This window comes from Bradyrhizobium sp. HKCCYLRH2047 (assembly GCF_051168175.1).
Classification (GTDB): Bacteria; Pseudomonadota; Alphaproteobacteria; order Rhizobiales; family Xanthobacteraceae; genus Bradyrhizobium.
In genome coordinates, this window is record NZ_JBNPUM010000004.1 from 309,340 (window position 1) to 333,478 (window position 24,139).

Sequence of the window (24,139 nt, forward strand, 5' to 3'; positions counted from 1 at the left end):
AAGAGATGCATGGGAGGATGACATGACGGTGACCAGCACGGCGGACAAGCGTGCGGCCTTTCGCAAATTGCACGAGACCGGCTGCTTTATTTTGCCGAACCCGTTCGATGCCGGCACGGCGAAAATGCTGCAGCATCTCGGCTTCAAGGCGGTCGCCTCGACCAGCGCCGGCTTCGCGTGGTCGATCGGCAAGGCCGACACCGGCACGACGCTCGATGAGATGCTCGCGCATCTGGCGGCGCTGTCAGCGGCGGTCGACATTCCCGTCAATGCCGATTTCGAGGGCGGCTTCGCCGATGCCCCCGAGGGCGTGGCCGCCAACGTCACGCGTGCGGTCGCGACCGGCGTCGCGGGTCTGTCGATCGAGGACTCCACGGGTGACAAGGATGATCCGCTCTACGAACGCGAACTGGCGGTGGCGCGCATCCGCGCCGCGCGCCAGGCGATCGATGCCAGCGGCGGCGATGTCCTGCTGACCGGCCGCTGCGAGGCGTTTCTCTGGGGCAAGCCCGACCTCGCGCTGGTGACCGACCGCCTCGCGGCCTATGCCGAGGCCGGCGCGGATTGTCTGTACGCTCCCGGGATCAAGTCGGTCGAGGAGATCACGGCTGTCGTCAAAGCGGTGGCGCCCAAGCCGGTCAACCTGCTGATCGGCGCCTCCGGTCTTTCGCTGAGCCAGGCCGCCGAGCTCGGCGTGCGCCGCATCAGCGTCGGCGGGTCGCTGGCGCGGGTGGCCTGGGCCGGCTTCGTCCGGGCGGCCAAGGAGATGGCCGAGCAGGGCACCTTCAGCGAGCTGGCAGGCGGCTATCCCGGTGGCGAGCTGAACAAGCTCTTTGGTTGAGTTGGGCTACGCGCATGCAGAAAAGCCGCGGACCTGCCGCGGCTTTTCGATCCATTCGCTACAACTGTTCAGTCGCGGTCCGTTCCGATTCCGATGCTCACGCCGGGGGCGCGAATGCCGATGCCGTCGCGGTGTTCATAGGTGCGTCGTTCGATGTAGCGCTCGCGCGGCGCATAGGCGTAGGAGTCGCGGTCGTCGTGAATGATCACACGGCGCTCGTGGCGCTCGCGCCAGCAATGGCCGTCCTCGTTGCAGACCATGCGGACGGTCTGGACGTCGCGCTGGGGGACGGCCGACACATCGACCGAGAGCGGCGCAGCCTGTGCTGCGGTCATCACGAGCGTGCCTGCTGCGGCCGCGAGAATGAAAGCCTTCATCACAAATCTCCTCCAATCAGTGTGGGTCAAAGTGCCGCACAGGCAATCGGCAGGCGCGCAGATGGTTCCACCCCCGAAACCTGTTTGTTGTCGCCGTGACGTGCGAGCCGATATCAACCTTCTCGATGATCAGCCGCAAAAGAGCGGCGGGTGATCGCTCACCCGCCGCCCAAGTTGAGAACGGCATCATGCCGTCCGCGAGATCAACGAATTACTTCATGTTGTTGGTCGTGGTCGGAGCCTTCGGGGCCGGCGGCGGCGTGGTGCGGTCGCCCGCGGCGCCGGTGGTCACGCCGGACGAGCTGTTGCTGCTGCCATTGCTCGTCGACGCCGACTGCGAGGCGGGCGTCGTGCTCGCCTGATCGCTACGCATCGACATGTTGTTGAGGCCGTAGAACACGGCGCCGAGCAGGATCGCGATGCCCAGGGCGTAGGCGGCAATACGGCCGGTCGAGGCGGAGCCTTCCCTCAGCTCGGGATCGGGCTGCAGCTGGCTGTCCATCCGCGCCGCGCGCTCGTACTCGGCGCCGGTCATGTCAGCACCGACCGTGCCGGGCCGGGTGGTCACGTCCGGCCGGTTCATGCCGTCGGGATAGCGTTCGTTCGGGAGCCGTTCGTTGGCCATGATGTCCTCCTTGCAATTGTCACCCGACAACCAGCGCAGCCCCGGCTCTGTTCCGCGAAACCTTGCGAATTCCCCAGTCGATCCGCTGCACGGCGCGCTAAGGTTCCTCCCGCACCGCGATTCGTCGTCCTGTTGTTGGAGCCTTTCGATGTGGAACCTGCCGCCCGGTGACAGTGTGCTGCATCTGTTGACCTGGGTGGCGCTGGCGGCGCAGGCGATGACGGCCGCGCTCGCGGCGGGACGCCGCAGCATGGACTGGATGGGCGTCTGTTTGTTGGGGGCGATCACCGCGCTCGGCGGCGGCACCTTGCGCGACGTTCTGCTCGGCCACTATCCGCTCGCCTGGGTCGAGCGGCCGTCCCTGCTGCTGCTCACGGTGCTGGCGCCGTTCGTGACGATCGCCATGGCGCGCCTGGTTCACCGGCTGACGATGGCGTTCCTCGTTCTCGATGCCGTCGGCCTCGTCGTGTTCACGATGACCGGCTGCGACATCGCCTGGCAGATGAACGTGCCGATCGGCATCGTCATCGTCGCCGGGATGATCACCGGCTGCGCCGGCGGCGTGCTGCGCGACATCCTGTGCAATGACGTGCCATTGCTGTTTCGCGCCGAGCTCTACGCCAGCGTCTCCCTCGTCACGGGCCTGGTCTATGCGACGGGGCTGTCGCTCGGCATCGCCAGCGGATGGTGGACGGCGCTGACCTTCGCGCTCGGACTGTCGTTCCGGCTGCTCGCGATCCGCTATAAATGGAACATGCCGCGCTTCGTATTTTCAGGTGAGGAGCGCGGCTGAACGGCGGCGGTCCTATCGCATTGCACAATTCGTTGGGGCCAGAATCGCGCCGGCTACAACGGTTCAGTCACCGTCCGCCGAGCCGCCAAAGCCATCGCGCGCATCATCCCATTTCGCGGCAGCCGCCGTTTTCGACACAAACCGCAAAAGCCGCAGCCGGCTGCCGCCATGAAATTGCGATTTCGGTTGGCTGCCCTGCGCGGACGAGATTTGTGATGCGCATTCTTCAAAAGCAGACATAAATGATTGGCAGAACGCGCGCTTCCGCCGTCTGGCGGCAGCCGCGCACCCCTGATAAAGCACGGCAAGAGGGCGGAATGGGCATCAACGAGAGCGAGATCAATCTCGACCAGAAATACACCGCAAGCTCCGGCCACATCTTCCTGACCGGCATCCAGGCGCTGGTGCGGCTGCCGATGGCCCAGATCCGGCGCGACCGCGCCGCCGGCCTCAACACCGCCGGCTTCATCTCCGGCTATCGCGGCTCGCCGCTCGGCGGCTACGACCAGCAGCTGTTCTCCGCGCGCAAGCATCTCGAGCAGTACAACATCAAGTTCCAGCCCGGGGTGAACGAGGACCTGGCAGCGACCGCCGTGTGGGGCTCGCAGCAGCTTCATTTGTCGCCCGGCGGCAAGTATGACGGCGTGGTCGGCATCTGGTACGGCAAGGGCCCCGGCGTCGACCGCTGTGGTGACGTGTTCCGCCACGGCAATGCCGCGGGCTCCGCCAAGAACGGCGGCGTGCTCTGTCTCGCCGGCGACGACCACGGCGCCAAGTCCTCTACCGTGCCGCACCAGTCCGACCACGCCTTCATGTCGGCGCTGATGCCCTATCTCTATCCGTCCTCGATCCACGAGATGATCGAGATGGGCCTGCTCGGCATCGCCATGTCGCGCTACTCCGGCTGCTGGGTCGGCATGAAGGTGATCACCGAGACGGTCGAGACCACCGCCGAGATCAACCTCAACGACGAGATGACGCCGTTCGTCGTTCCCACCGACTTCGAGCTGCCGCCGGGCGGCCTCAACCTGCGCTGGCCCGACGATCGCTTCGACCAGGACCGCCGGCTGCAGGACTACAAGGGCTTTGCGGCGATCGCCTTCGCCCGCGCCAACAAGGTCAACCGCATCACGATGGATTCGCCGAACGCCCGCTACGGCATCATGGCGTCGGGCAAGAGCTACGAGGACATCCGGCAGGCGCTGCGCGAGTTGGGGATTACCGAGGAGGTCGCCGCCAAGATCGGTCTCAGGCTCTACAAGATCGGCATGCCCTGGCCGCTGGAGCCGGAAGGCGTGCGGCAGTTCGCGGTCGGGCTCGAGGAGATCTTCATCGTCGAGGAGCGCCGCGAGATCGTTGAGAACCAGGTCAAGCAGGAGCTGTTCAACTGGCGCGATGACGTCCGCCCGCGCATCGTCGGCAAGATGGACGACCACGACAAGCGCTTCCTGCCGTTCGCGACCGAGCTCTCCGTCGCCTCGCTCGCGACATCGCTCACGGAACGCCTTCTCCGCCTCGACCTCAATCCCGAGATCAAGGCGATGCTGCGTGCCAAGGCCGACTGGTTCAACGGCCGCGACGCCTCGCAGATGCAGCTGGTCTCGCCGGTGGCGCGCACGCCGTATTTCTGCTCCGGCTGTCCGCACAACACCTCGACGAAAGTGCCCGAAGGCAGCCGCGCGCTGGCCGGCATCGGCTGCCACTTCATGTCGTTGTGGATGAACCGCAACACCGAGACGTTCACGCATATGGGCGGCGAGGGCGTGCCGTGGGTCGGCATCGCGCCGTTCACCGATGAGAGGCACATCTTCGCCAATCTCGGCGACGGCACCTATTTCCATTCCGGCAGCCTCGCGATCCGCCAGGCGGTCGCCTCCAAGGCCAACATCACCTACAAGATTCTCTATAACGACGCCGTCGCGATGACCGGCGGCCAGCGCCATGACGGCGATCTGTCGCCGCAGCAGATCACCTTCCAGCTGCATTCGGAAGGCATCCGCGAGATCTACCTGGTCTCGGAGAATCCAGACTCGTACCCGAGTGACAGCATCGCGCCCGGCGTCAAGCTGGCGCATCGCGACGAGCTCGACAACGTCATGAAGACGCTGCGCCAGACCAAAGGCGCTTCCGCCATCGTGTTCGTGCAGACCTGCGCCGCCGAGAAGCGCCGCCGCCGCAAGCGCGGCACGATGGAGGATCCGCAGCGCCGCGTCTTCATCAACCCGGCCGTCTGCGAAGGCTGCGGCGACTGCTCGGTGCAGTCGAACTGCATCTCGGTCGAGCCGCTGGAGACCGAACTCGGCCGCAAGCGCGTCATCAACCAGTCGTCCTGCAACAAGGACTATTCCTGCGTGAAGGGCTTCTGCCCGTCCTTCGTGACCATCGACGGCGGCAAGCCGCGCTCGCGGGCTCCGGCCGAGCTCGGCGACATCGGCGTGATGCCGGAGCCCCTGACCAAGCCGTCGCTGGAGCGGCCCTACAATGTCGCCGTCGGCGGCGTCGGCGGCACCGGTGTGCTGACCATCGGCGCGCTGCTCGGCATGGCCGCCCATATCGAGGGCAAGGCCTCGATGATCCTCGACATGTCGGGCCTCGCGCAAAAGGGCGGCGCGGTGCTCAGCCACGTCCGCCTGTCGGAGAACACCGCCGACGTGACCTGCTCGCGCATCGTCACCGGCACCGCAGATCTCGTCATCGCCGCCGACGAGGTGGTCGCGGGTGCCAAGGAGACGATCACGCTGTGCGATGCCGAGCGCACCCATGGCGTCATCAATAGCCATCTCATTCCCACCGCCGACTTCGTGCTCAACCGCGACTTCAACTTCCAGAACCGCAAGGTGACGAGCCTGCTGGAAACGGCGCTGCGCAAGGACTCGACGTTCTTCGACTTCACCAAGCCGGCAGAGGCACTGCTCGGCGACTCCATCGCCACCAACATGATGATGATGGGCTATGCCTATCAGAAGGGCCTGCTGCCGCTCTCGGCCGAGGCCATCGAGAAGGCGATCGCGATCAACGGCGTCGCGGTCAAGATGAACACCGAGGCATTCCGGCTCGGCCGCCTCGTGGTGGTCAACCCCGAGCGTGTCGCCGGCATGATGACCGGACAGGACGAGACGGTGCCGCCGAAATCGCTCGACGCGATGACGCTGGACGAGATCATCGCCCATCGCATGACCTATCTCACGGCCTACCAGAACGCCCGGCTCGCCAAGCGCTACCGCAAGCTGGTCGACCAGGTGCGCGAGGCCGCCGACAAGGGCGGCTACGGCGAGGCACTGCCGCGCGCCGTTGCGATCAACTACGCCAAGCTGCTCGCCTACAAGGACGAGTACGAGGTGGCGCGGCTGTTCTCCGACGGCACCTTCGAGAAGCAGCTCCACGACGCCTTCGAAGGCGACTACAAGATCTCCTTCAACCTGGCGCCGCCGATCTTCAATTCCGGCCTCGATCCCCAGGGCCGGCCGAAGAAGAAGAGCTATGGCCCGGGCATGATGAAGATGTTCCGGCTGCTGGCCAGGCTGAAGGGCCTGCGCGGCACGCCGCTCGACATCTTCGGCTACTCCGCCGAGCGCAAGATGGAGCGCGACCTGATCGCCGGCTACGAAAGGGACGTCGCGACGGTGCTCAGCCTCTTGTCGCCCGCCAATGCCGACATCGCCGTCGAATTCCTGTCGCTGCCCGACAAGATCCGCGGCTACGGCCCGGTGAAGGACAAGGCCGTGCAGGACGCCAAGGCGCGCTACGCCCAGCTCGCCGCCGATTTGGCGAACCCGCCGCCGGCACCGCGCCAGATGGCGGCGGAGTAGGGCGCTCTCTCCGTCATCGCGAGGAGCACAGCGACGAAGCTATCCAGAGCCATCGCGGGACTCTGGATTGCTTCGCTTCGCTCGCAATGACGCGGAGAGAGCCGTAGCCCGCATGAGCGAAGCGATATGCGAGACGGCTGTCCCGGGTGTCGCTGCGCTCACCCGGGTGACAGGCCTCGTTCAAATTCTGATTTACAGATTTATATTGACGAATATCGGAAATCATGCTTTATTGCCGCCATCCCGCCTCACTCGGAAGGGGCGTTGCGCGCGATCGTCACGACACGCGGGGCGGGGAGCGATGGCCGCGATGGAGCCGCAGCGTGTCCTTGAGGGATGCGCGGACGAACGGTTCGGCGCGGACGTGAAGTCGCAGCGTGCTGGCACCCCGACGCTGGTGTCACGTTCGTGACGGCGCTGACGCGCCGCGCGGATCATGGTGGCCAACAAGCCCGGCGCACCAGGCAGACTGCGTATAAGCGTGAAGACCATCGCGCAGGGAAGGCCGGGTGTTCTCGGCTGCACCTGTGGTACCTGCCGCCTGCATTTTTTTCGCAGGCGGGCCGCAGGCGTCAGCCGACGCCTGGCCTTCCCTGCGCCCTCCGATTCGACGAGGGCGAACAAGATCAGCATGACCCGGGCAGTGATGTCGCGGGAGTGCTGGGTCACGTGTAGTTCGATATGTGCTCGCTCGCGCCACACGATCGCTGTCGTCCCGGGCTTGACCCGGGACCCATAACCACCGGCGGGTGTGAGAGGGCACGCGGGGCGACCATCGAGTCCAACAAGATCCGCCGGTGGTTATGGGTCCCGGGTCAAGCCCGGGACGACGGCGGAGTGAAGGGCGAGACCATGCGTCATCTCCACCGCGCGGAATATTTTCACCGCTTGCCAAGCCTCATGCGAGGGTCCAGAAAATCTCCAACCATCGGGCAGGAAACGACGACAAGCGGAGACGGAATTGACCATCAAGGGCAAGGCCTACATTGCCGGGATCTATGAGCATCCGACCCGGCACGCACCGGACAAATCGACCGCACAACTGCATGCCGAGGTCGCCAAGGGGGCGCTGGAGGATGCCGGGTTGAGCGCGAAAGATGTCGACGGCTATTTCTGCGCCGGCGATGCGCCGGGCGGCGCGTGGCCGATGGTCGACTATCTCGGTTTGAAGGTGCGGCACATCGATTCCACCGAGACCGGCGGCTGCTCCTATCTGATCCACGTCGGCCACGCCGCTGAGGCGATTGCCGCCGGCAAATGCTCGATCGCGCTGATCACGCTGGCCGGCAAGCCGCGCACCGGCCCGATGCCGCCGCGCGCCGCCGGCGCGGAAGCCGACTTCGAGATGGCCTATGGCGCCACCACGCACAATGCCTACGGCATGTGCGCCATGCGCCACATGCACGACTATGGCACCACGTCGGAGCAGCTCGCCTGGATCAAGGTCGCGGCCTCGCATCACGCGCAGTACAATCCGCATGCGATGCTGAAGGAGGTCGTGACGGTCGAGGACGTGATCAACTCGCCGATGATCTCCGATCCGTTGCACCGCATGGATTGCTGCGTCGTTACCGACGGCGGCGGTGCGCTGATCGTGACCACGCCGGAGATCGCCAAGAGCCTGAAGAAGCCGCTGGTGCGGCTGATCGGCCATGGCGAGGCGATGAAGGGGCCGCGCGGCGGCAAGGACCTCGATCTCACTTATTCCGCCGGTGTGTGGTCCGGCCCGCGCGCCTTCGAGGAGGCGGGCGTGACCCCGAATGATATCAAATACGCCTCGATCTATGACAGCTTCACCATCACGGTGCTGATGCAGCTCGAGGACCTCGGCTTCTGCAAGAAGGGCGAGGGCGGCAAGTTCGTCGCCGACGGCAACCTCATCTCCGGCGTCGGCAAGCTGCCGTTCAACACCGATGGCGGCGGCCTGTGCAGCAACCATCCGGTCAACCGCGGCGGCATGACCAAGGTGATCGAGGCCGTGCGCCAGCTGCGCGGCGAAGCTCATCCGAAGGTCCAGGTGCCGAATTGCGACCTCGCCATCGCCCATGGCACCGGCGGCCTGCTCGGCGTGCGCCACGCCGCCTCGACCTGCATTCTGGAGCGCGTCTGATGTCCGAAGCCAAGAAACTTCCGGCCCCCGTCACCAATCCCGAGACCAAGGCGTTCTGGGATGCCGCCGCCGAGGGCAAATTCATGATCAAGCGCTGCACGGCATGCGGCGAGGCGCATTATTTCCCGCGCTCGATCTGCCCGTTCTGCTTCTCCGACCAGACGGTGTGGGAGCAGAGCGCGGGCGAGGGCGAGATCTACACGTTCTCGATCATGCGCAAGTCGCCGACCGGGCCCTATGCGATCGGCTACGTGACCTTGAAGGAGGGGCCGTCGCTGCAGACCAATTTCGTCGATTGCGATTTCGATGCGTTGAAGATCGGCCAGAAGGTGAGGGTTGTGTTCAAGCCCACCGACGGCGCCCCGCTGCCGTTCTTTACACCGGCGTAGGTGAGTGAGCACGGATGCGGCTCCACGTCATTGGAGCGAAGCGACGAAGCAATCCAGAGTCCTCGCGCAGCCCTGGATTGCTTCGCTCCGCTCGCAATGACGATGGGGCATGCATCTGCGTGCTCCAACAATGGTGTACCCTCTCCCTTTGTGGGAGAGGGTGGCGAGATCGAGCGAAGCGAGATTGAGCCGGGTGAGGGGTCTCTCTCCGCGCAGACAGTGCGGCTGTGGAGACAACCCCTCACCCGAGTGAGGTCGGAATTGATAGTTGCGCTGCCCTCTCCCACAAGGGGAGAGGGCGCAGCAATGGGCATCGGAAGACGTGCGTAGGGTGGGCTAAGGCGCGGAGCGCCGTGCCCACCGATATACAACAAGAAAGGCGGTGGGCACGCTTCGCTTTGCCCACCCTACAAGAGAACGAAGTTCGGGGAGGCGACATGCCGATCAACTACGATGAGCTGATGGCGATGAAGGCGATCGGGCAGCCCTATGCCTACGGTGATCGCGAGGTGATGCTGTACGCCTATGGCATCGGCATGGGGGCCGATCCCATGGATGAGAAGGAGCTCGCCTTCGTCAACGAGGCCACCGCCGAGCCGCGGCCGCTGAAGGTGGTGCCGACCTTTGCCTCCGTCGCGGCCTGGGGCGCCGGTCCCGGCGACATGAAGCTCAACCGCGTGCTGGTGGTCGACGGCGAGCGCGACATCACCTTTCACAAGCCGCTGGCGGTGGCCGCGAAGATCACGGCCGACTCCTCCGTGCTCGCGGTGTCCGACAAGGGCAAGGACAAGGGCGCCGTCATCCGCCATCAGACCATCCTGCGCGACGAGGGCGGCGCGCCGCTGACGACGCTGGTCGCCTCACGCTTCGCCCGCGGCGACGGCGGCTTCGGCGGTCCGTCTGGCGGCATTCCCGAGCCGCACCCGGTGCCGACCCGCGCACCGGATCGCAGCGTCGACATCTCGACACGGCCTGACCAGGCGCTGATCTACCGCCTGTGCGGGGACCGCAACCCGCTGCACTCCGATCCCGAGTTTGCCCGTCGCGCCGGTTTCCCACGGCCGATCCTGCACGGCATGTGCACCTACGGCCTCACCTGCCGCGCCGTGCTGCAGACCTATGCCGACTACGACGCCTCGGCGTTCCGCCAGCACGCCGCGCGGTTCTCGTCGCCGGTGTTCCCCGGCGAGACCGTGACGGTCGATCTCTGGAAGGATGGCGATGTGATCTCCTTCGAAGCGCGCGTGAAGTCGCGCAACGTCACGGTGATCAAGAACGGCAAGACAGTGCTGGGATGATCCTCGTGATGTGAGGCACAGCTGTTAGTTATCGTCATGCCCGGGCTTGACCCGGGCATCCATCCTCTTCTGGTGATGGATGGACGGTTCAGGAGATGGATGGCCGGGTCAAGCCCGGCCATGACGGAGAAAGCAAGAACATAAGCGGAGGACGCACCCATGGGACTGCTCGACGGCAAGGTGGCGCTGATCACCGGCGCAGGTGGCGGCCTCGGCGAGGCCTACGCCAAACTGTTCGCGCGCGAGGGCGCGGCGGTGGTGGTCAACGACCTTGGCGGGCCGCGCGACGGCTCCGGCTCCGACCTGTCGATGGCCGAGCAGGTGGTGGCCGCGATCAAGGCCGAGGGCGGCCACGCCGTCGCCAACGCCGCCGACATCTCCACCATGGCCGGCGGGCAGTCTGTGTTCGACGACGCCATCCGGCATTTCGGCCGCGCCGACATCCTGGTCAACAATGCCGGCATCCTGCGCGACCAGACCTTTGCCAAGTCGAGCGAAGCGGATTGGGACAAGGTGATCCAGGTGCACCTCAAAGGCACCTTCTGCTGCACCCTGCCGGTGTTCCGCTGGATGCGCGACAATGGCGGCGGCGTCATCGTCAACACCTCATCGACCTCGGGCCTGATCGGCAATTTCGGCCAGTCCAACTACGGCGCCGCCAAGGGCGGTATCTGGGGCCTGTCCAACGTGCTGGCAATCGAGGGCCGCAAGTACAACATCCGGGTGTGGACCCTGGCGCCCGGCGCGCTGACGCGGATGACGGCCGACCTGCCGCGCTACAAGGAGAACCCGGGCGCGGCGCTGACGCCCGAGGGCATTGCGCCGGCCGTGCTCTACATGGTCAGCAGTCTCTCGGGGGATCAGACCGGCAAGGTGCTCGGCGTCTCCGGCCCACGCGGCGTGCGCGAGTTGCGCATGATGGAAATGGACGGATGGAAACCGCCGTCGTCGGCCTGGAAGGCCGAGGACATCGCCGCCCATGCAGGGGAGATATTCTTTTCGGAGGCCGAGATAGCCAAGTCCGCACGGCGGTTTTGATGTATTCAGGTCGTCATTCCGGAGCGCTCGCGACGGCGAGCGAACCCGGAATCTCGAGATTCCGGGTCTCGTCCTGCGGACGATCCCGGAATGACGCCAGAGAGATTGGAGACAGATGATGAAGCTCACCGCCGCCGCCAAGGGCACCTTCGCGATCGCGCCGACCCCGTTCCATGATGACGGCCGCATCGACGACGCCTCGATCGACCGGCTGGTCGATTTCTATGCCGAGGCAGGCTGCGACGGCATCACGGTGCTCGGCATCATGGGCGAGGCGCCGAAGCTGGACGCGGCGGAATCCGAGCAGGTTGCGGTGCGCTTTGCCAAGCGCGCCAAGAACCTGCAGATCATCGTCGGTGTCTCCGCGCCGGGGTTCGCGACGATGCGCGCGCTGGCGCGCGCCTCGATGGATGCCGGCGCTGCCGGCGTGATGATCGCGCCGCCGCCGACCCTGCGCACCGACGATCAGATCACGGGCTATTTCAAGCAGGCCCAGGAGGCGATCGGCGAGGACATTCCGTGGGTGCTGCAGGACTATCCGCTGACGCTGAACGTACAGTTCACGCCGGCGGTGATCCGCAGGATCGTCATGGACAGTCCGTCCTGCGTGATGCTCAAGCATGAGGACTGGCCGGGCCTGGAGAAGATCTCGGCGCTCCGCGGCTTCCAGAAGGACGGCTCGCTGCGGCCGCTGTCGATCCTGTGCGGCAATGGCGGCCTGTTCCTGGACTTCGAGATGGAGCGCGGCGCCGACGGCGCGATGACCGGCTACGCCTTCCCGGAAATGCTGGTCGACGTCGTCAAGCTGTCGCAGGCCGGCAAGCGCGACGCCGCGCACGACCTGTTCGACGCGCATCTGCCGCTGGTCCGCTACGAGCAGCAGCCCGGCGCCGGCCTTGCCGTGCGCAAATACGTGCTGCAGAAGCGCGGCGCGATCGCCTCCAGCGCACAGCGCAAGCCGGGCTCGGCGATCACGGCGGCCGCCAAGGCCGAGGTCGACTATCTGCTGTCGCGTGTCGCCCGCACCGACGCCCGCGCCAATCTGCAACCCCGAGCCACCGCCGCGGAGTGACCATGGCTGACGCTGCCGCCGTCCGTCCCGCCTCGACCGTGCTGCTGCTGCGCGACAGCGCAGCCGCACGTGAGATCGAGGTATTCATGATGGTGCGCCACCATCAGATCGAGTTCAACTCGGGCGCCCTGGTGTTTCCAGGCGGCAGCGTCGACAAGGGCGATCAGGAGATCGCCGGCAGGCCGGAGCTCTATGCCGGCGACGATGGCCTGGACGCCGAGGCGCTCGGCTTCCGCATCGCCGGGGTGCGCGAGACCTTCGAGGAGAGCGGCATCCTGCTGGCGCGAGCGCGCGGCGCGCGCACGCTGATCGAGGCCGCGGCCGCCCGCGAGATCGAGGCTGCGCATCGCCTGGCGTTGTGCGAGGGCAAGACCAGCTTTCTCGAGGTCATCGAGGCGCACGGCTTGGTGCTGGCGCTCGACACGCTCATCCCTTACGCGCATTGGATCACGCCCGAGGGCATGCCGAAGCGCTTCGACACCTGGTTCTTCCTGGCGGCCGCGCCGCCGGACCAGCTGGGCGCCCATGACGGCCGGGAATCGACCGACTCCGTCTGGGTCTCGCCGCGCGAGGCGCTGGCGGGCGGCGAGGACGGTCGCTTCAAGCTGCCGTTCCCGACCACCCGCAACCTGATCCGTCTGGGCAAACAGCCGGCCGTGGCCGGGGCATTGGCGGCGGCGCGCGACATGGACATCGTCACCGTGATGCCGGTGATGACCAAGACCGCCGAGGGCGGCCGTCAGCTGCGCATTCCCCGCGAGGCAGGCTATGATGGGGAGGTGTTCGAGTTCGGTGCGGCCGGTTAACCGCACAGGCTATTTTTCGTCCGGCGGATGATGCGCAGACGGGAATTGTTCTCTATTTGTTCATTCAGCCGCGCGGCGGCTCGTATATAGTGCGGTTCCGACCATCGGATCCCATGAGTAGATTACCGGACCTCGACACGGCCTGCAGCAGCCTCCGATCGATGACGATCGGGCGGATGATCTTTGGCAGCTTTTTGCTGCTGCTCGCCGTCATCACCGCAACCAGCATGGCGAGCGTGATCGCCATCCGTCACATCGATTCGACCTTTGCCGAGTTGCAGCGGCTGCAGGGCGTCGGCGATCTCGCCGAGGAGATCGACCAGCGCATGAACGAGCTGCGGCTCGCGGCGCGTGATTTTGTCACCGATCCCGGTTCGCGTTCCGACCGGGCCATGGAGGCGGCGACCGAGCTCAGCGCGCTCCTGAAGAAGACGCGCCTGCAGCTCGCGCCGGAGCAGCAGGCGACCATCGATGGCGTCGCCCAGCGGCTCGCCAATTACCGCGAGGGCATCGACCGGATCAGTGCGCTGATCGCCCGGCGTGCCGAGCTGCTGTCGGGTTTGCCGGCGGCGCGCGAGGGCTTCGAGGACGCCATCGCCGGCTTGACCGATCGGGGCACGGCGCGGGCCTTGTTCCAGGTGCAGAACCAGGTTGGCGCGGCGCTGCTGGCGCGTGACCCGGCCGGCGCCGAGCAGGCCGCCCGCAGCATGCGCGCGATGCCGATCGAGGACGGCGCGCTTCGTGCGGCCGCCGACCGCTATGCCGAGGCGATCATCGCCATCGCCGGCACCGAGGACGAGATCGCGCGGCTCGACAAGGAGGTGCTGGGCATCGAGGGGCGGCTGATCGGCCGGGTCACCGAGTTGCTGCGCGCCTTGAGCGCGAGCCAGGGCAAGGTGCTGTCGCGCGACTTCGCCCGTACCCTGGCGGAGACGAAATGGCAGAGCATCATCTTCGGCACGGCGGGCGTTCTGATCGGCATCTTCGCTGCGTCTTTCGTGGTCCGGCGCACCGTGCGGCCGCTGGCCTCGATCGCACGCTCGATCAGGGCACTGGCGGCAGGCGAAAAGGCGGCGTCGATCCCCCAGACCGACGTTCAGAACGAGATCGGCGACATCGCGCGGGCGGCCGAGGTCTTCCGGCAGACTTTGCAGGACGCCGACGCGGCGCGCGAGGCGGCGGTCCGCGCGCTGGCCGAGCAGCGGCTGGCCGAGGAGAGCTATCGCAAGCTGTTCGAAGCCTCGATCGACGGCATCTATGTGACCACACCGAGCGGTCTTGTGCTCAATGCCAATCCGGCGCTCGCGCGCATCATGGGCTACGAATCCGCGAGCGAGCTGATCCAGAGCGTCAACGACATCGCGGATACGATCTATGTCCATCCCCTGGCGCGCGAACGCTATCAGCGGCTGATGCGGCGCGACGGCATGGTGCGCGAGTTCGAATACCAGGTGCGCCGGCGCACCGGTGAGGTCCGCTGGCTTTCCGACAGCGCCACGGTGGTGCGGGACGAGAGCGGCGAGGTGGTTCGCTACGAAGGCGTGGTCCGCGACATCACGGATCAGAAGCGCGCCGAGGACGCGATCGCGGAAGGCCGGCGATTGCTGCAGCAGGTCATCGACACGGTGCCGGCGGTGATCAACGTCAAGGATCGCGAGCTGCGCTATGTCCTGATGAACCGCTATATGGCCGGCATCTTCAACGTCGAGCCCGAGGATGCGCTCGGTCGTACCACGGGCGAGCTGATGTCGCGCTACGGCGCGAACAAGACCGACTCGAACGACAAGCGCGTGCTGGCGACGAAGGCGGGCCTCGGGTTCTACGAGGAGGAATACCTCGATTCATGCAACGTCATGCGGCAATGGCTGGTCAACAAGCTACCGCTTCTCGATGCCGACGGCGAGGTCGACAAGATCGTCACGGTGGCGCTCGACATCGGCGAGCGCAAGAAGAGCGAACTGGAGATGCGCAAGGCCAAGGAGGCCGCCGAGACCGCGCTCCGGAACCTGCGCGAGACCCAGGCCTCGCTGATCGAAGCCGAGAAGCTCGCGGCGCTCGGGCGCATGGTCGCCGGTGTTGCTCACGAGGTCAACAACCCCGTCGGCATCAGCCTGACGGTCGCTTCCGCGCTCGAGCGCAAGACCGAGCGCTTCAGCGAGGCGGTCACGCGGGGCGAGCTGCGGCGGTCGAGTCTCACTGAGTTCATCGAGATGAGCCGCAGCGCCGCGGGACAGCTCGTCGCCAATCTCAATCGCGCGGCCGAGCTGATCCAGTCGTTCAAGCAGGTGGCGGCGGACCGCAACTACTCCGATCAACGCAGCTTCGATCTCGCCGATCTCACCGAGCAGGTGGTGATGAGTCTTCGCCCGGGCGTGCGCAGACAGAACCTGACGGTGAATGTGGATTGCCAGCCCGACCTGGTGATGAACAGCTACCCCGGGCCGTACGGGCAGGTCCTGACCAATCTGTTCCTCAATGCGGTCGCGCACGCGTTTCCGGACGGAAGGAGCGGCGTGATCGAAATCAGGGCGCGTGAGTCCGGCCGCGACAATGTCGAGATCATCTTTTCCGACAATGGCTGCGGCATGTCGCTCGACGTTCGCCGCCGCGCCTTCGATCCTTTTTTCACGACGCGCCGCGACCAGGGCGGCACCGGGCTCGGCCTGCACATCGTCTACAGCATCGTGACCAGCCGGCTCGGCGGCCGGCTCGATCTCGACTCCGAGCCGGGCGCCGGCACGCGCGTCCAGATCATTCTGCCGCGGGTCGCGCCGCTGGAGCAGGCGGCCGAATAGGGCGGTCTGCGTAAAACCCCGGATTGACTCTCACGAAGCCGAGATCGAAACGAAATCTGGCCCGGTTGATGCATTTCTATCCGTGCACCCTGGGGTGGTGCAGGAGCCAGATGGACCAGATGGAAATGAGCAGATGGATTGTTTGCCGCGGCCGTGAGCCGCATCGAGCTGATCGCTCCGACATCAGCAGGACGGTCTCGAGGCCGCAGGCGGCCGCGCGATGGAAGCCACCTGTCCAGGTCGGCAGTGCGGCGCTGCTGATCGCACTCGCCGCGCCACCGTCACTGGCGCGCGATCGCGGCCAGTACGCGAACTCGTCGCCGGAGATGAAGGCATGGTTCGACGGCCTGCGCAGCGGCAAGGGCCCGTGCTGTTCGGACGCCGATGGCAGCGCCGTCAGCGATGTCGACTGGGAGAGCAGGGGCGGTCACTACCGCGTCCGCATCGAGGGTGAATGGCTCGACGTTCCCGACGACGCTGTCATCACGGAGCCCAACCGGGTCGGCCGCACGATGGTGTGGCCGATGCGCGGCTATCAGGGCCTCCAGATCCGCTGCTTCATGCCGGGTAGCATGTCGTAGCCGGACGGGGCGGCGCTCAGGTGTATTTCTTGTCGCGCTCCAGCAGCTCGATGGAAATGCCCTCCGGCCCGCGGATGAAGCAGATGCGAACACCGGGGCGGATCGTGGTCGGCTCGGTCGTGAAGGTGATGCCCTTGGCCTTGAGCTCGGCGGCCGCGGCGTCAATGTCCTTCACGGTGAGGCCGAAATGATCGAGGCCCTGGTGCGGCGTCACAGGCGGCGCGTTGACGCCGTCGTTCGGCTCGACCTTGGCGATGAACACGCTGGCGCCGCCGAGCCTGACGTCGATGCGGCCGGGATTGCGGATGATCTCGCCGCCGAGAATGTCGTGAAGCCAATTAGCGGTGGCTTCCGGGTCCGGGCTGCGGAGATGGATGTGGTCCCACGTGACATTCAACATCGTCGAGATCTTTCGAAGGAGTGAACCGCCTGCGGCGCGGCGGCGTTTCTTGAGGTGCCGGCAACGGGTCGGATGTTTACCGGCCCGTCACCGGCCGCGCCAGCCCGGCATACCGACCGGTATCCGGGCCTGCCCTCCAATTGTCGGCTTTGCATGCAACCCTATCGATGTTTGCCGATTGAAGCTTCCAGATGCCCCCGCCGGGCAGCCGATGGTGCAGACATGAGCGCGGGTCTCTCTCGTTTGCTGGGGCGCAAGCCCGATGCCACGGCGTCGCTGGCCATGCGCCGAAGCGACGGAGCGTCCATCCCATTGGGAGCTGCGGTGTCGGGGTTGGCGATCCTCGCGCTGATCATGTTCAGCGTCGTCGGGTGGCTGATCATGTCGGTCGAAGAGGAGGAGGTGGCCGACTCCAGCCTCACGCGGGTCGGATCGGCCTCCCCGAGCAGCGGCTATGAAGGGGATGAAGACGGGACGGAGACGTCGCGTGGACTCTCCTTGGTGGTGCCCAGCCCGGCGGCCAAGTCCAGCGCGCACCCCGATTCGTCCCCGGTGGTCGGCTCCGGCCGGACCGTCATGGACGCCAATGCCAGCCTTTCGCCGACGATGACGCCTGCTTCATCCCCTGCGCTCGACCCGGCCGCTCTGTCCGGCCTGCGGATCAGTTCCCAGTCCTGGCGGCGCGGCGGTCTTGGGTCGAGGGCGCTGGTGACCTTCACGGTACAGAATGCCAACAGTTTCGCAATCAAGGACGTCGAAATCACCTGCGCCTTCAGCCGGCGGGACGGTAGTCATGTCAGCGACCGCCGACGGATCGTGCCTGGCCAAGTCGGGCCGCGCAGCCGGAAGACCTTCGCGGCGGTCCATGTCGGATTCGTCAACGTTAACGTCAGCACGGCCAAATGCGCGCTGGTTGCAGCGACGAAAATCTAATTATGTCGCGCTAGTCTCCCACGGTTTTTGAACCCGAGCGTTCGACGCGGGAACATACTGTCATGATCCTCCGTTAGGTGGATGTCGGCGCAGGTGCCGACGGAGCGGTAAATTATGCCCATTCTGCGTTACTTTCTTTTCGTCGGTGGAACTCTGCTGGCGCTGCTGGTCCTGGCGGATGCCGTGCTTCCCAGCGTACCATTGCCTGCAAGCCTGTCGTCTGCGTCGGACCTTCCCCCGGTGCGCATTCAGTCCACCAGAAAGTGGCCGGAGCGGATCGTGATGGACACCTCGATCGCCACGCCGGCTCCGGTGAAGCTCGCGAAGGCGGAGCAGCCTGCGGCAGAAGTGGCCAAGCCCAGTGCCCGCGACGCCTTCGCGCAGATGAGCGCCGTCGAGACCAACCCGCAGGTTGCGGCCGTGAAGTCCGCCGAGAAGCCTCGCGCGACGCGGATTGCCGACACAGGCAAGCCGGCTGCAGAGGCGAAGAAGCGAAGGACCGCAAAAGCTCATCCGGGCAGACCGATGATTCTGGTCGCGCAGCAGCCGCATGTCGGCTCTCTCGATTGGACTTGGTAGTATCGATCGCCCGCGGTCCCTGGTCGATCCAAGCGGTCCCGCTGCCGGTCCCGCTGCAATCGCGCTCCGGGGCTCGCGCGGGGTGCTGCGCCGGTTTTCACGCCGCTACGCTGCCTTGATCTTGCGCAAAGTGCGCTCCTTCCGGAACGCCTAGCGTCTCTGCACGGGACCTGGGGGCGTTTGCCCGGGGACCCAGGAGACGCTGAATGACGACTACCACGCCCACCCTCTCGATCTCGCCGGAGAAGGTCGCCTTCGTCGTGACCAAGATCCACCAGCACGAAATGGAAGCGGCCGAACCCGAATTGCTGGCAGATTTGGCAGATGACGACACGGCGCCCGGTACCGGTGGGCGAGGCCTGAAAACGGACCGGTCGGAGCTCGTCAGCTTCATCAGGGGCCTCAATGTCGACGAACAGATCGATCTGGTCACGCTGATGTGGCTGGGCCGGGGCGACGGCTCGCTGGACAATTGGGATGAGCTTCGTGCGCAGGCCGCTCAGGCGCACAACAATCGCACGGCGACGTATCTGATCGAAACGCCGATGCTCGGCGACTATCTGGAGGAGGCTCTCTCGGAGTTCGGCCTTTCCTTGGAAGATTTCGAAGAAGGCATATAGCTGCGGCGGCTTCTCCCGATGAGCTCGCCGGCACATTCTTCGCTGTAATTCGGATGATGGAGTAATCTCATGGACAAGATGAAGGTCGGAACCGGTGATTGGATCGTCGTGTGCGACGGGCGCAAGGCGCTGATCCTCGAGAACGTCGGTGACAGCATGTTTCCGAACCTGCACACCAAAGAGGTCCGTGAACAGGAGAACGACCGCACGAGCGCTCAGGGTACGGACGCTCCCGGCTCGGTGCAGCCGTCATTTGGCAATGCTCGGAGTTCAGTGGATCAGACGGATTGGCATGATCAGGCTGAGCGCATCTTTCTCAAGCAGCTTGCCGATCGCCTGCATCATGCTGTCATTTCAGGCGAAACCAAAGCCGTCACGATGGTGGCGTCGCCGCGCGCGCTCGGGATCATCCGCGCCGACTATTCCGACGCGGTACGAAAGGCGCTGCATGGCGAGGTCCACAAGGATCTGGTCAAGCTTCCGGTCTACGAAATCGAGAAGCAACTGCTTGCCTGAGCCAGGCTGTCTCATGCCAATGAGTGTCCGGAGACCCCGTTCGCGGTCTCGGTGATCGCGACGGGATCAATGTGTGCTTTCATGCGACGGTGTCGATTCCGGCGCCGCAGGCACGAGGCTTGCGCCCACATGCGCAGCTCCTTTTTCGACGATCTCGTAGCCGCAATCGTCCAGCCAGGCGATCAAGCGATCGGCCATGGCGTAATCCCAGGTCGGGTAGGAGCGTGCGATGACCTGGCGTGGCGTGAGCTTGCGAGACATTGGTGATCCTTCCCTGATCTCATGGTGCTCGATGAAACGTCGAGCGTTGGTCTTGTCATCCTGAACCCCAGGACGGGATGCACAGTTCCTGCGGCGCCCGAGCGCTGCCGCTCAAGGAGCGCTGATCGTTCACCGCGCCCCGGCGAAAGGCGCTCAATTCATCAAGCGCCGATCACGTGTGGCCGCGCGTCATCGGTCACGAGAGCCGCGGTGCGCTCCGGCTTCTTCTCCACGATCTCGTAACCACAATGATCGAGCCATGCGATCAACCGGTCCGCCATGGCATAGTCCCAACTGGGATAGGATCTGGCAATGACTTCGCGGACTGAAAGCTTTCGTGTCATGATGTCGATCTGTCGCTCCCTGCATTCGCCACGGGCCCGTCCGGCATACATCCGGACGATCCAAGGCTGGCCGGCAGTTCGTGCCGCCGGTTCTTGATGTTGTTTGGCTCGTCCCGCTTCTAAGCGCGCGCCCCAGCGCCTCACCACGATCAAACTGGCGTGGAGAGGTGACTTTTCCGCTTCCGGCTCGCCCAGGCTGCGCAATCATCGCCCAACATGGTGAAAACCTTCTCGCTACGATGGTTTCCCATTCCCGTGCACGGATATGGCGCAGTCGTGCGCGTAGTGGGGCTGGAGTGTGGTGGCGGCGCGGTGTTTCGTCACAGGCTGGCGGCGACGATCTCCGACGAAAGCAGCTCGAGCAGGCTGCGACAAACTGAGGAACGGTTTGGCACGTTCATGGTTTCAGCTGGGGCGCAGTCGCATGGGCTCGTCGTCTCAGAGGCAACGGAGCGAAGCGATGAGGCTGATGTTCTCGGTCGTGCTACTGACCGGCCTTGCGGCAGGGGCCGGCCGGATGGACGCCAATGAGTCCTGCGGCCCAGGGTGCCACGTCGCGCCGAATGGCGGCTGCGTCGTGAATGGCTGGGAGGTGGGAGCGCCGGTGTGGAACGAATGCCCCGCGGGCGCTCGGCCAAGACCGCCGTGCGGAACCGCGTTCAAATGGAGCAGACAGGCGAAGGCCTGTGTCAGCAGGTGAATATACGAGGGCTGATCACCGGCGCGAGAACGTGGGTCGGACCGCCGGCTGTCGCGAGCCGTGCCTTGTATCAGGAGCAAGACGAAGCTCCGGCGCTCAGACCGGCCTCGCATGGATCACGTCGCGTGGTGCGCTGGTGCGGAAGGCTCTCCGTAACCATGCCCGCGACGGTGCCTCGATGAGCATGTAGGTGATCCAGGCCATCGCCGTCGCAATCGCAACGAACAGACCGAGCCGCAGTGCGAGCTCAAGAGCGCCAGGAGCATCTGACTTTCCGATCATCGCAAGCCGAATGAGAAAGGGATGCAGCAGATAGATCGAATAGCTGCATTCGCCACCAATGATCAGGGCTCTGGACGACAGCCAGGGGGCATGGCCGTATCGACTGGCGGCGACGAAGACGATCGAAAATCCCGAGATCTCGATGAGACGTACGGCAAGTTCGATCGCGAATGACCAGCCGGGCAGACGAGGCTGCAGAAACAGCAGCACAGGCGCACAGATGAGGCTCACCAGCGAAAGCCAGAACAGGAGCCTCACGCAGCGCCGCTCCCCGTCACCGACGCTGGCATCGGCGCGGTTCCTGTAGATCATGGCGGCAAGGCAGCCGGCCAGGAACTGAGCGATGTGAAGATAGGGAGAGTAGTAGGTGAGCCACTGCATCCCGTTTTGCGTCAGGCTCGGCGCGACGGCCCGCAGCAACGCATCCCCGAAGGTGAAGGCGGCCGCGATCGTCAGCGCGAACGTCACGATGTTCACCAGCGCGATCCAGATGATCGTTTGCAGCCGGACGACGGCTGCAAACAGCAGGCAGACGAATGGAAACAGCAGGTAGAAGAACAGCTCCACGCTGATGGACCAGAGGTGCTGCAGCGATGGCACGACTGCGACCAGCATGGTGCCGTTCTGCACGGGAAACCAGGCTTGCGTCATCGTGAGGATGAAGCCGAGCGACGGGGCCGAAAGACCTCGCGCAATCACGATGTATGCGACGACTGCGAGCGCAATCACGGCGTACATGGGGTAGAGCCGGGCGAAGCGCGCGATGGCAAATTCGCGAAGAGCGCTTCCGAGCGGTTGCGACTGGAAGCGCTCGGCGTAGTTGAGCCACAGGACGAATCCGCTCAGCACGAAGAACATCGTCATTCCGATGCTGCTGATTTGTGCGATGAGCTCCGGCAGCGGGCCTTGCGCCAACGACGGGGCGCCATGGCCGATGGCGACCGTTGCGGCCGCGACGAAGCGCAAGCCGGTCAGCGAGCCGATGAAGCGTTGCTCGTTCACTTTTGGGGATGGTCCTGATGCTTGGGAGGCGCTCCGGCTGTTGTAGAAACAGCAGGGCCTGGAGGCAACCCGACGCACGCCGCCGGAGACGGGATTGCCGCCCGCCGAGCGACGATCAGGCGTCCAGGCCGGAGATGATTCTGCGCCTGATCATTCCGGCGTCTGCCGCTTGCGACGTCCGCCGCGGCGGCATCTCACGTTGCAGTCACGACAACGGATTGAAAAATATGGAAAAATCAACTTTGCCGTCAGCAGCGTCCGACCACCGGTCGAGGCGTTTCCCGGCGCGCGGCATGCGATCGGCGGGGGGGGAAGGAGCGGGCAACAGGGCTGCTAGAGTTTGAGGAAACCTGGGAAGAGCAGCTCTTGCAGCGGATCGGGCCGGTTGCGAAAAGCCGCCTGGACTCCTCGATCCGCGGGACGTGACGGCCAGGGGCATGGTCGCCCCTGCGTGAGATGCAGAGCCCCCGTCCGGACTGGTGCAGGGGCCGGATTGCAAATGGACTCGCAAACCGACCACAGCTAGTTATTTGTTACCCTCTAGCGGGTCGTTTTGCACGACGCTGAGCGCCTGAAGAGAACGGGAGTCGCCTTGCTCGCTGCGCCATCTCAGCTCACCGATCAAACCGTCAACACCCAGCTGACGACGAATTGCAATGCGCAGGTGGCTGCAACGTTCGACACGAATGACAGCACCTGGGTGACCTTCTTTTTCAACGGTACGATCCCGTGCTGGAGAGCGCTGGTGTCGATTGGCGAAGTGGAGGTCGAGCTGACCGAGGACATTGCCATTGCAGGCATCGTCCTGCGCAAGGGACTGACCGTGACCATGCACCCGATGGGTCGCTACTACACGGTCACGATGAGCGGGGAGATTGTCGATTCCGGAAAGGAGAGCAGCTTTACCGGATTCGTGCTCGGCTCGTTCATCCGGTCCGCAGCGATGAAGCGTGCAATGCAGATGCTCCGGAAACAAGTCAGCCGCTGAGCGGCGCCCGGCTTCGCCTGAAATGTAAACACCAGAATGTGACCGGGCGTGGGGGGAAGACTGTGATCTGGCCCGATTGACCACCGCGGCGAACCCTGTTACACGCCACAACCTCTGATAGATTTCAATCATTGGTAGCTTAGTTGATTTTCCATTCGTTTCAGCCGCGCCGGCGGTTGCGTACTGCGGGTTTCAATCTGTGTTTTAGAAAAGGAGATAGCCATGGCTCATCATGAAGGCCTTCGTTTTTCGGCTCCCGCCGTTGTCACCACCCCCACAAGCCCCAACACCGAGGTCGTCGCGACGCCGACGGGCGATCAAAACAACACGACGCAGCTCGTGTTCGAGTATCAGGGGCGCATTCCGGTCTGGACGCCGGTTGTCTCGCAGGCGCAACCTCAGGTCGTTTTGGCGACTGACATCACGATCGGCGCAACGACTTGGCGCAAGGGCATTACGATCCAGTATGCGGCGCTGGGATCGACCCAGTACACCGTGACCATCATCTCGGGCGAGATCGTGGACGATCGTGGGCTCTACCTGCTCCAGGGCGTGACGCTCGGCATCTTCCCGATCGGTTTGGATGTCAAGGCAGCGCCGCCCGCGACTACGCGGACCGAAGAGTATCCGCGCGCCGCCTTCACGGCGCTGCCGACGGTGAATACGCCGACCAGTCCGAACAGCAACGTGGTGACGACGCCAAGCGGCGACACCAACAACACGACCTACGTTTCGTTCCAGTACCAGGGCCGCATCCCGGTCTGGACGCCGATCGTCTCGCAGTCCCAGATCACCGCGGTTCTCGCCGCGGATATCACGATCGGCGCGACGACGTGGAAGGCGGGCATCACGGTGCAATATGCTGCGCTGGGCTCGGCGCAATATACGGTGACCATCATCAAGGGCGATATCATCGACGATCGCGCTCTCTATTCACTGGCGGGCACCTTGCTCGGCATTTTCCCGATCGGGTGATACGA

The 24,139-nt window shown here is 65.0% G+C and carries 24 protein-coding genes; 17 read left to right on the forward strand and 7 right to left on the reverse strand.

Going from position 1 to position 24,139, the window contains the following annotated elements:
* Nucleotides 1-22 precede the first annotated feature (22 nt).
* The gene (locus tag ACQR1D_RS11810) at nucleotides 23-841 is read left to right on the forward strand and encodes an isocitrate lyase/PEP mutase family protein (RefSeq protein ID WP_434894033.1); all 819 of its coding nucleotides are present in this window, start codon (nucleotides 23-25) and stop codon (nucleotides 839-841) included.
* Between the two features lie 68 nt (nucleotides 842-909).
* On the opposite strand, the gene ACQR1D_RS11815 is transcribed toward ACQR1D_RS11810, so the two are convergent.
* Together ACQR1D_RS11815 and ACQR1D_RS11820 are read right to left on the reverse strand one after the other, a co-directional pair.
* Nucleotides 910-1,218 carry a hypothetical protein gene (locus tag ACQR1D_RS11815; RefSeq protein ID WP_434894034.1) on the reverse strand — a complete coding sequence of 103 codons (309 nt, stop codon included), beginning with the start codon at nucleotides 1,216-1,218 and terminating at the stop codon, nucleotides 910-912.
* A gap of 211 nt (nucleotides 1,219-1,429) precedes the next feature.
* Nucleotides 1,430-1,843, reverse strand: a complete 414-nt coding sequence (locus ACQR1D_RS11820) for a hypothetical protein (protein WP_434894035.1) — start codon at nucleotides 1,841-1,843, stop codon at nucleotides 1,430-1,432.
* A 148-nt stretch (nucleotides 1,844-1,991) separates the two neighbouring features.
* On the opposite strand from ACQR1D_RS11820, the gene ACQR1D_RS11825 reads away from it, so the two are divergent.
* Nucleotides 1,992-2,636: a trimeric intracellular cation channel family protein gene (locus ACQR1D_RS11825; protein ID WP_316177159.1), complete on the forward strand. Its 645-nt coding sequence runs from the start codon at nucleotides 1,992-1,994 to the stop codon at nucleotides 2,634-2,636.
* Nucleotides 2,637-2,699: 63 nt separating this feature from the next.
* On the opposite strand, the gene ACQR1D_RS11830 is transcribed toward ACQR1D_RS11825, so the two are convergent.
* Nucleotides 2,700-2,876 carry a hypothetical protein gene (locus ACQR1D_RS11830; RefSeq protein ID WP_316237754.1) on the reverse strand — a complete coding sequence of 59 codons (177 nt, stop codon included), beginning with the start codon at nucleotides 2,874-2,876 and terminating at the stop codon, nucleotides 2,700-2,702.
* Nucleotides 2,877-2,953: 77 nt separating this feature from the next.
* Between ACQR1D_RS11830 and ACQR1D_RS11835 the strand changes: the two genes are divergently transcribed.
* From ACQR1D_RS11835 to ACQR1D_RS11875, 9 genes are all read left to right on the forward strand, one after another.
* Nucleotides 2,954-6,445, forward strand: coding sequence for an indolepyruvate ferredoxin oxidoreductase family protein (locus tag ACQR1D_RS11835; protein WP_434894036.1), 3,492 nt, complete (start codon nucleotides 2,954-2,956; stop codon nucleotides 6,443-6,445).
* Between the two features lie 961 nt (nucleotides 6,446-7,406).
* A complete protein-coding gene (locus ACQR1D_RS11840; protein ID WP_316183709.1) occupies nucleotides 7,407-8,555 on the forward strand; it encodes a thiolase domain-containing protein in 1,149 nt (382 codons plus the stop codon).
* Entirely contained in the window at nucleotides 8,555-8,944 is a 390-nt protein-coding gene (locus ACQR1D_RS11845; protein ID WP_315800936.1) for a Zn-ribbon domain-containing OB-fold protein, read from the forward strand. Before ACQR1D_RS11840 ends, ACQR1D_RS11845 begins: the two co-directional genes overlap by 1 nt.
* A 437-nt stretch (nucleotides 8,945-9,381) precedes the next feature.
* Nucleotides 9,382-10,242: a MaoC family dehydratase gene (locus ACQR1D_RS11850; RefSeq protein ID WP_316183707.1), complete on the forward strand. Its 861-nt coding sequence runs from the start codon at nucleotides 9,382-9,384 to the stop codon at nucleotides 10,240-10,242.
* A 159-nt stretch (nucleotides 10,243-10,401) separates the two neighbouring features.
* On the forward strand, nucleotides 10,402-11,280 hold the full coding sequence (locus ACQR1D_RS11855; protein WP_316182076.1) for an SDR family oxidoreductase: 879 nt from the start codon (nucleotides 10,402-10,404) through the stop codon (nucleotides 11,278-11,280).
* A 118-nt stretch (nucleotides 11,281-11,398) separates the two neighbouring features.
* On the forward strand, nucleotides 11,399-12,352 hold the full coding sequence (locus ACQR1D_RS11860; RefSeq protein WP_316237756.1) for a dihydrodipicolinate synthase family protein: 954 nt from the start codon (nucleotides 11,399-11,401) through the stop codon (nucleotides 12,350-12,352).
* A gap of 2 nt (nucleotides 12,353-12,354) precedes the next feature.
* Nucleotides 12,355-13,158, forward strand: coding sequence for an NUDIX hydrolase (locus tag ACQR1D_RS11865; protein WP_316237757.1), 804 nt, complete (start codon nucleotides 12,355-12,357; stop codon nucleotides 13,156-13,158).
* A 113-nt stretch (nucleotides 13,159-13,271) separates the two neighbouring features.
* Complete coding sequence (locus ACQR1D_RS11870; RefSeq protein WP_434838333.1) at nucleotides 13,272-15,953, forward strand: PAS domain-containing protein; 2,682 nt, start codon at nucleotides 13,272-13,274, stop codon at nucleotides 15,951-15,953.
* Nucleotides 15,954-16,078: 125 nt separating this feature from the next.
* A complete protein-coding gene (locus ACQR1D_RS11875) occupies nucleotides 16,079-16,534 on the forward strand; it encodes a hypothetical protein (RefSeq protein ID WP_409997977.1) in 456 nt (151 codons plus the stop codon).
* Between the two features lie 16 nt (nucleotides 16,535-16,550).
* Here the strand turns inward: ACQR1D_RS11875 and ACQR1D_RS11880 are convergent, their stop codons facing one another.
* A complete protein-coding gene (locus ACQR1D_RS11880) occupies nucleotides 16,551-16,934 on the reverse strand; it encodes a VOC family protein (protein ID WP_315804849.1) in 384 nt (127 codons plus the stop codon).
* A 222-nt stretch (nucleotides 16,935-17,156) separates the two neighbouring features.
* Here ACQR1D_RS11880 and ACQR1D_RS11885 point away from each other — a divergent pair, with 222 nt between their 5' ends.
* From ACQR1D_RS11885 to ACQR1D_RS11900, 4 genes are all read left to right on the forward strand, one after another.
* On the forward strand, nucleotides 17,157-17,867 hold the full coding sequence (locus ACQR1D_RS11885; RefSeq protein WP_434838332.1) for a hypothetical protein: 711 nt from the start codon (nucleotides 17,157-17,159) through the stop codon (nucleotides 17,865-17,867).
* A gap of 114 nt (nucleotides 17,868-17,981) precedes the next feature.
* Nucleotides 17,982-18,446, forward strand: coding sequence for a hypothetical protein (locus tag ACQR1D_RS11890; protein WP_315804851.1), 465 nt, complete (start codon nucleotides 17,982-17,984; stop codon nucleotides 18,444-18,446).
* A 206-nt stretch (nucleotides 18,447-18,652) separates the two neighbouring features.
* Nucleotides 18,653-19,066, forward strand: coding sequence for a DUF3775 domain-containing protein (locus tag ACQR1D_RS11895; protein WP_315804852.1), 414 nt, complete (start codon nucleotides 18,653-18,655; stop codon nucleotides 19,064-19,066).
* 69 nt (nucleotides 19,067-19,135) lie between these two features.
* Nucleotides 19,136-19,582, forward strand: coding sequence for a host attachment protein (locus ACQR1D_RS11900; protein ID WP_315804853.1), 447 nt, complete (start codon nucleotides 19,136-19,138; stop codon nucleotides 19,580-19,582).
* A gap of 66 nt (nucleotides 19,583-19,648) precedes the next feature.
* On the opposite strand, the gene ACQR1D_RS11905 is transcribed toward ACQR1D_RS11900, so the two are convergent.
* The 3 genes from ACQR1D_RS11905 to ACQR1D_RS11915 all read right to left on the reverse strand — a co-directional run bounded on the left by ACQR1D_RS11905 (nucleotide 19,649) and on the right by ACQR1D_RS11915 (nucleotide 22,171).
* Entirely contained in the window at nucleotides 19,649-19,843 is a 195-nt protein-coding gene (locus ACQR1D_RS11905; protein WP_315804854.1) for a hypothetical protein, read from the reverse strand.
* Nucleotides 19,844-20,004: 161 nt separating this feature from the next.
* Nucleotides 20,005-20,187, reverse strand: coding sequence for a hypothetical protein (locus tag ACQR1D_RS11910; protein ID WP_315804960.1), 183 nt, complete (start codon nucleotides 20,185-20,187; stop codon nucleotides 20,005-20,007).
* A gap of 796 nt (nucleotides 20,188-20,983) precedes the next feature.
* Entirely contained in the window at nucleotides 20,984-22,171 is a 1,188-nt protein-coding gene (locus ACQR1D_RS11915; RefSeq protein ID WP_316216072.1) for an acyltransferase family protein, read from the reverse strand.
* A gap of 592 nt (nucleotides 22,172-22,763) precedes the next feature.
* Between ACQR1D_RS11915 and ACQR1D_RS11920 the strand changes: the two genes are divergently transcribed.
* Entirely contained in the window at nucleotides 22,764-23,159 is a 396-nt protein-coding gene (locus tag ACQR1D_RS11920; protein WP_315804857.1) for a hypothetical protein, read from the forward strand.
* 222 nt (nucleotides 23,160-23,381) lie between these two features.
* On the forward strand, nucleotides 23,382-24,134 hold the full coding sequence (locus ACQR1D_RS11925) for a hypothetical protein (RefSeq protein ID WP_315804858.1): 753 nt from the start codon (nucleotides 23,382-23,384) through the stop codon (nucleotides 24,132-24,134).
* Nucleotides 24,135-24,139 lie beyond the last annotated feature (5 nt).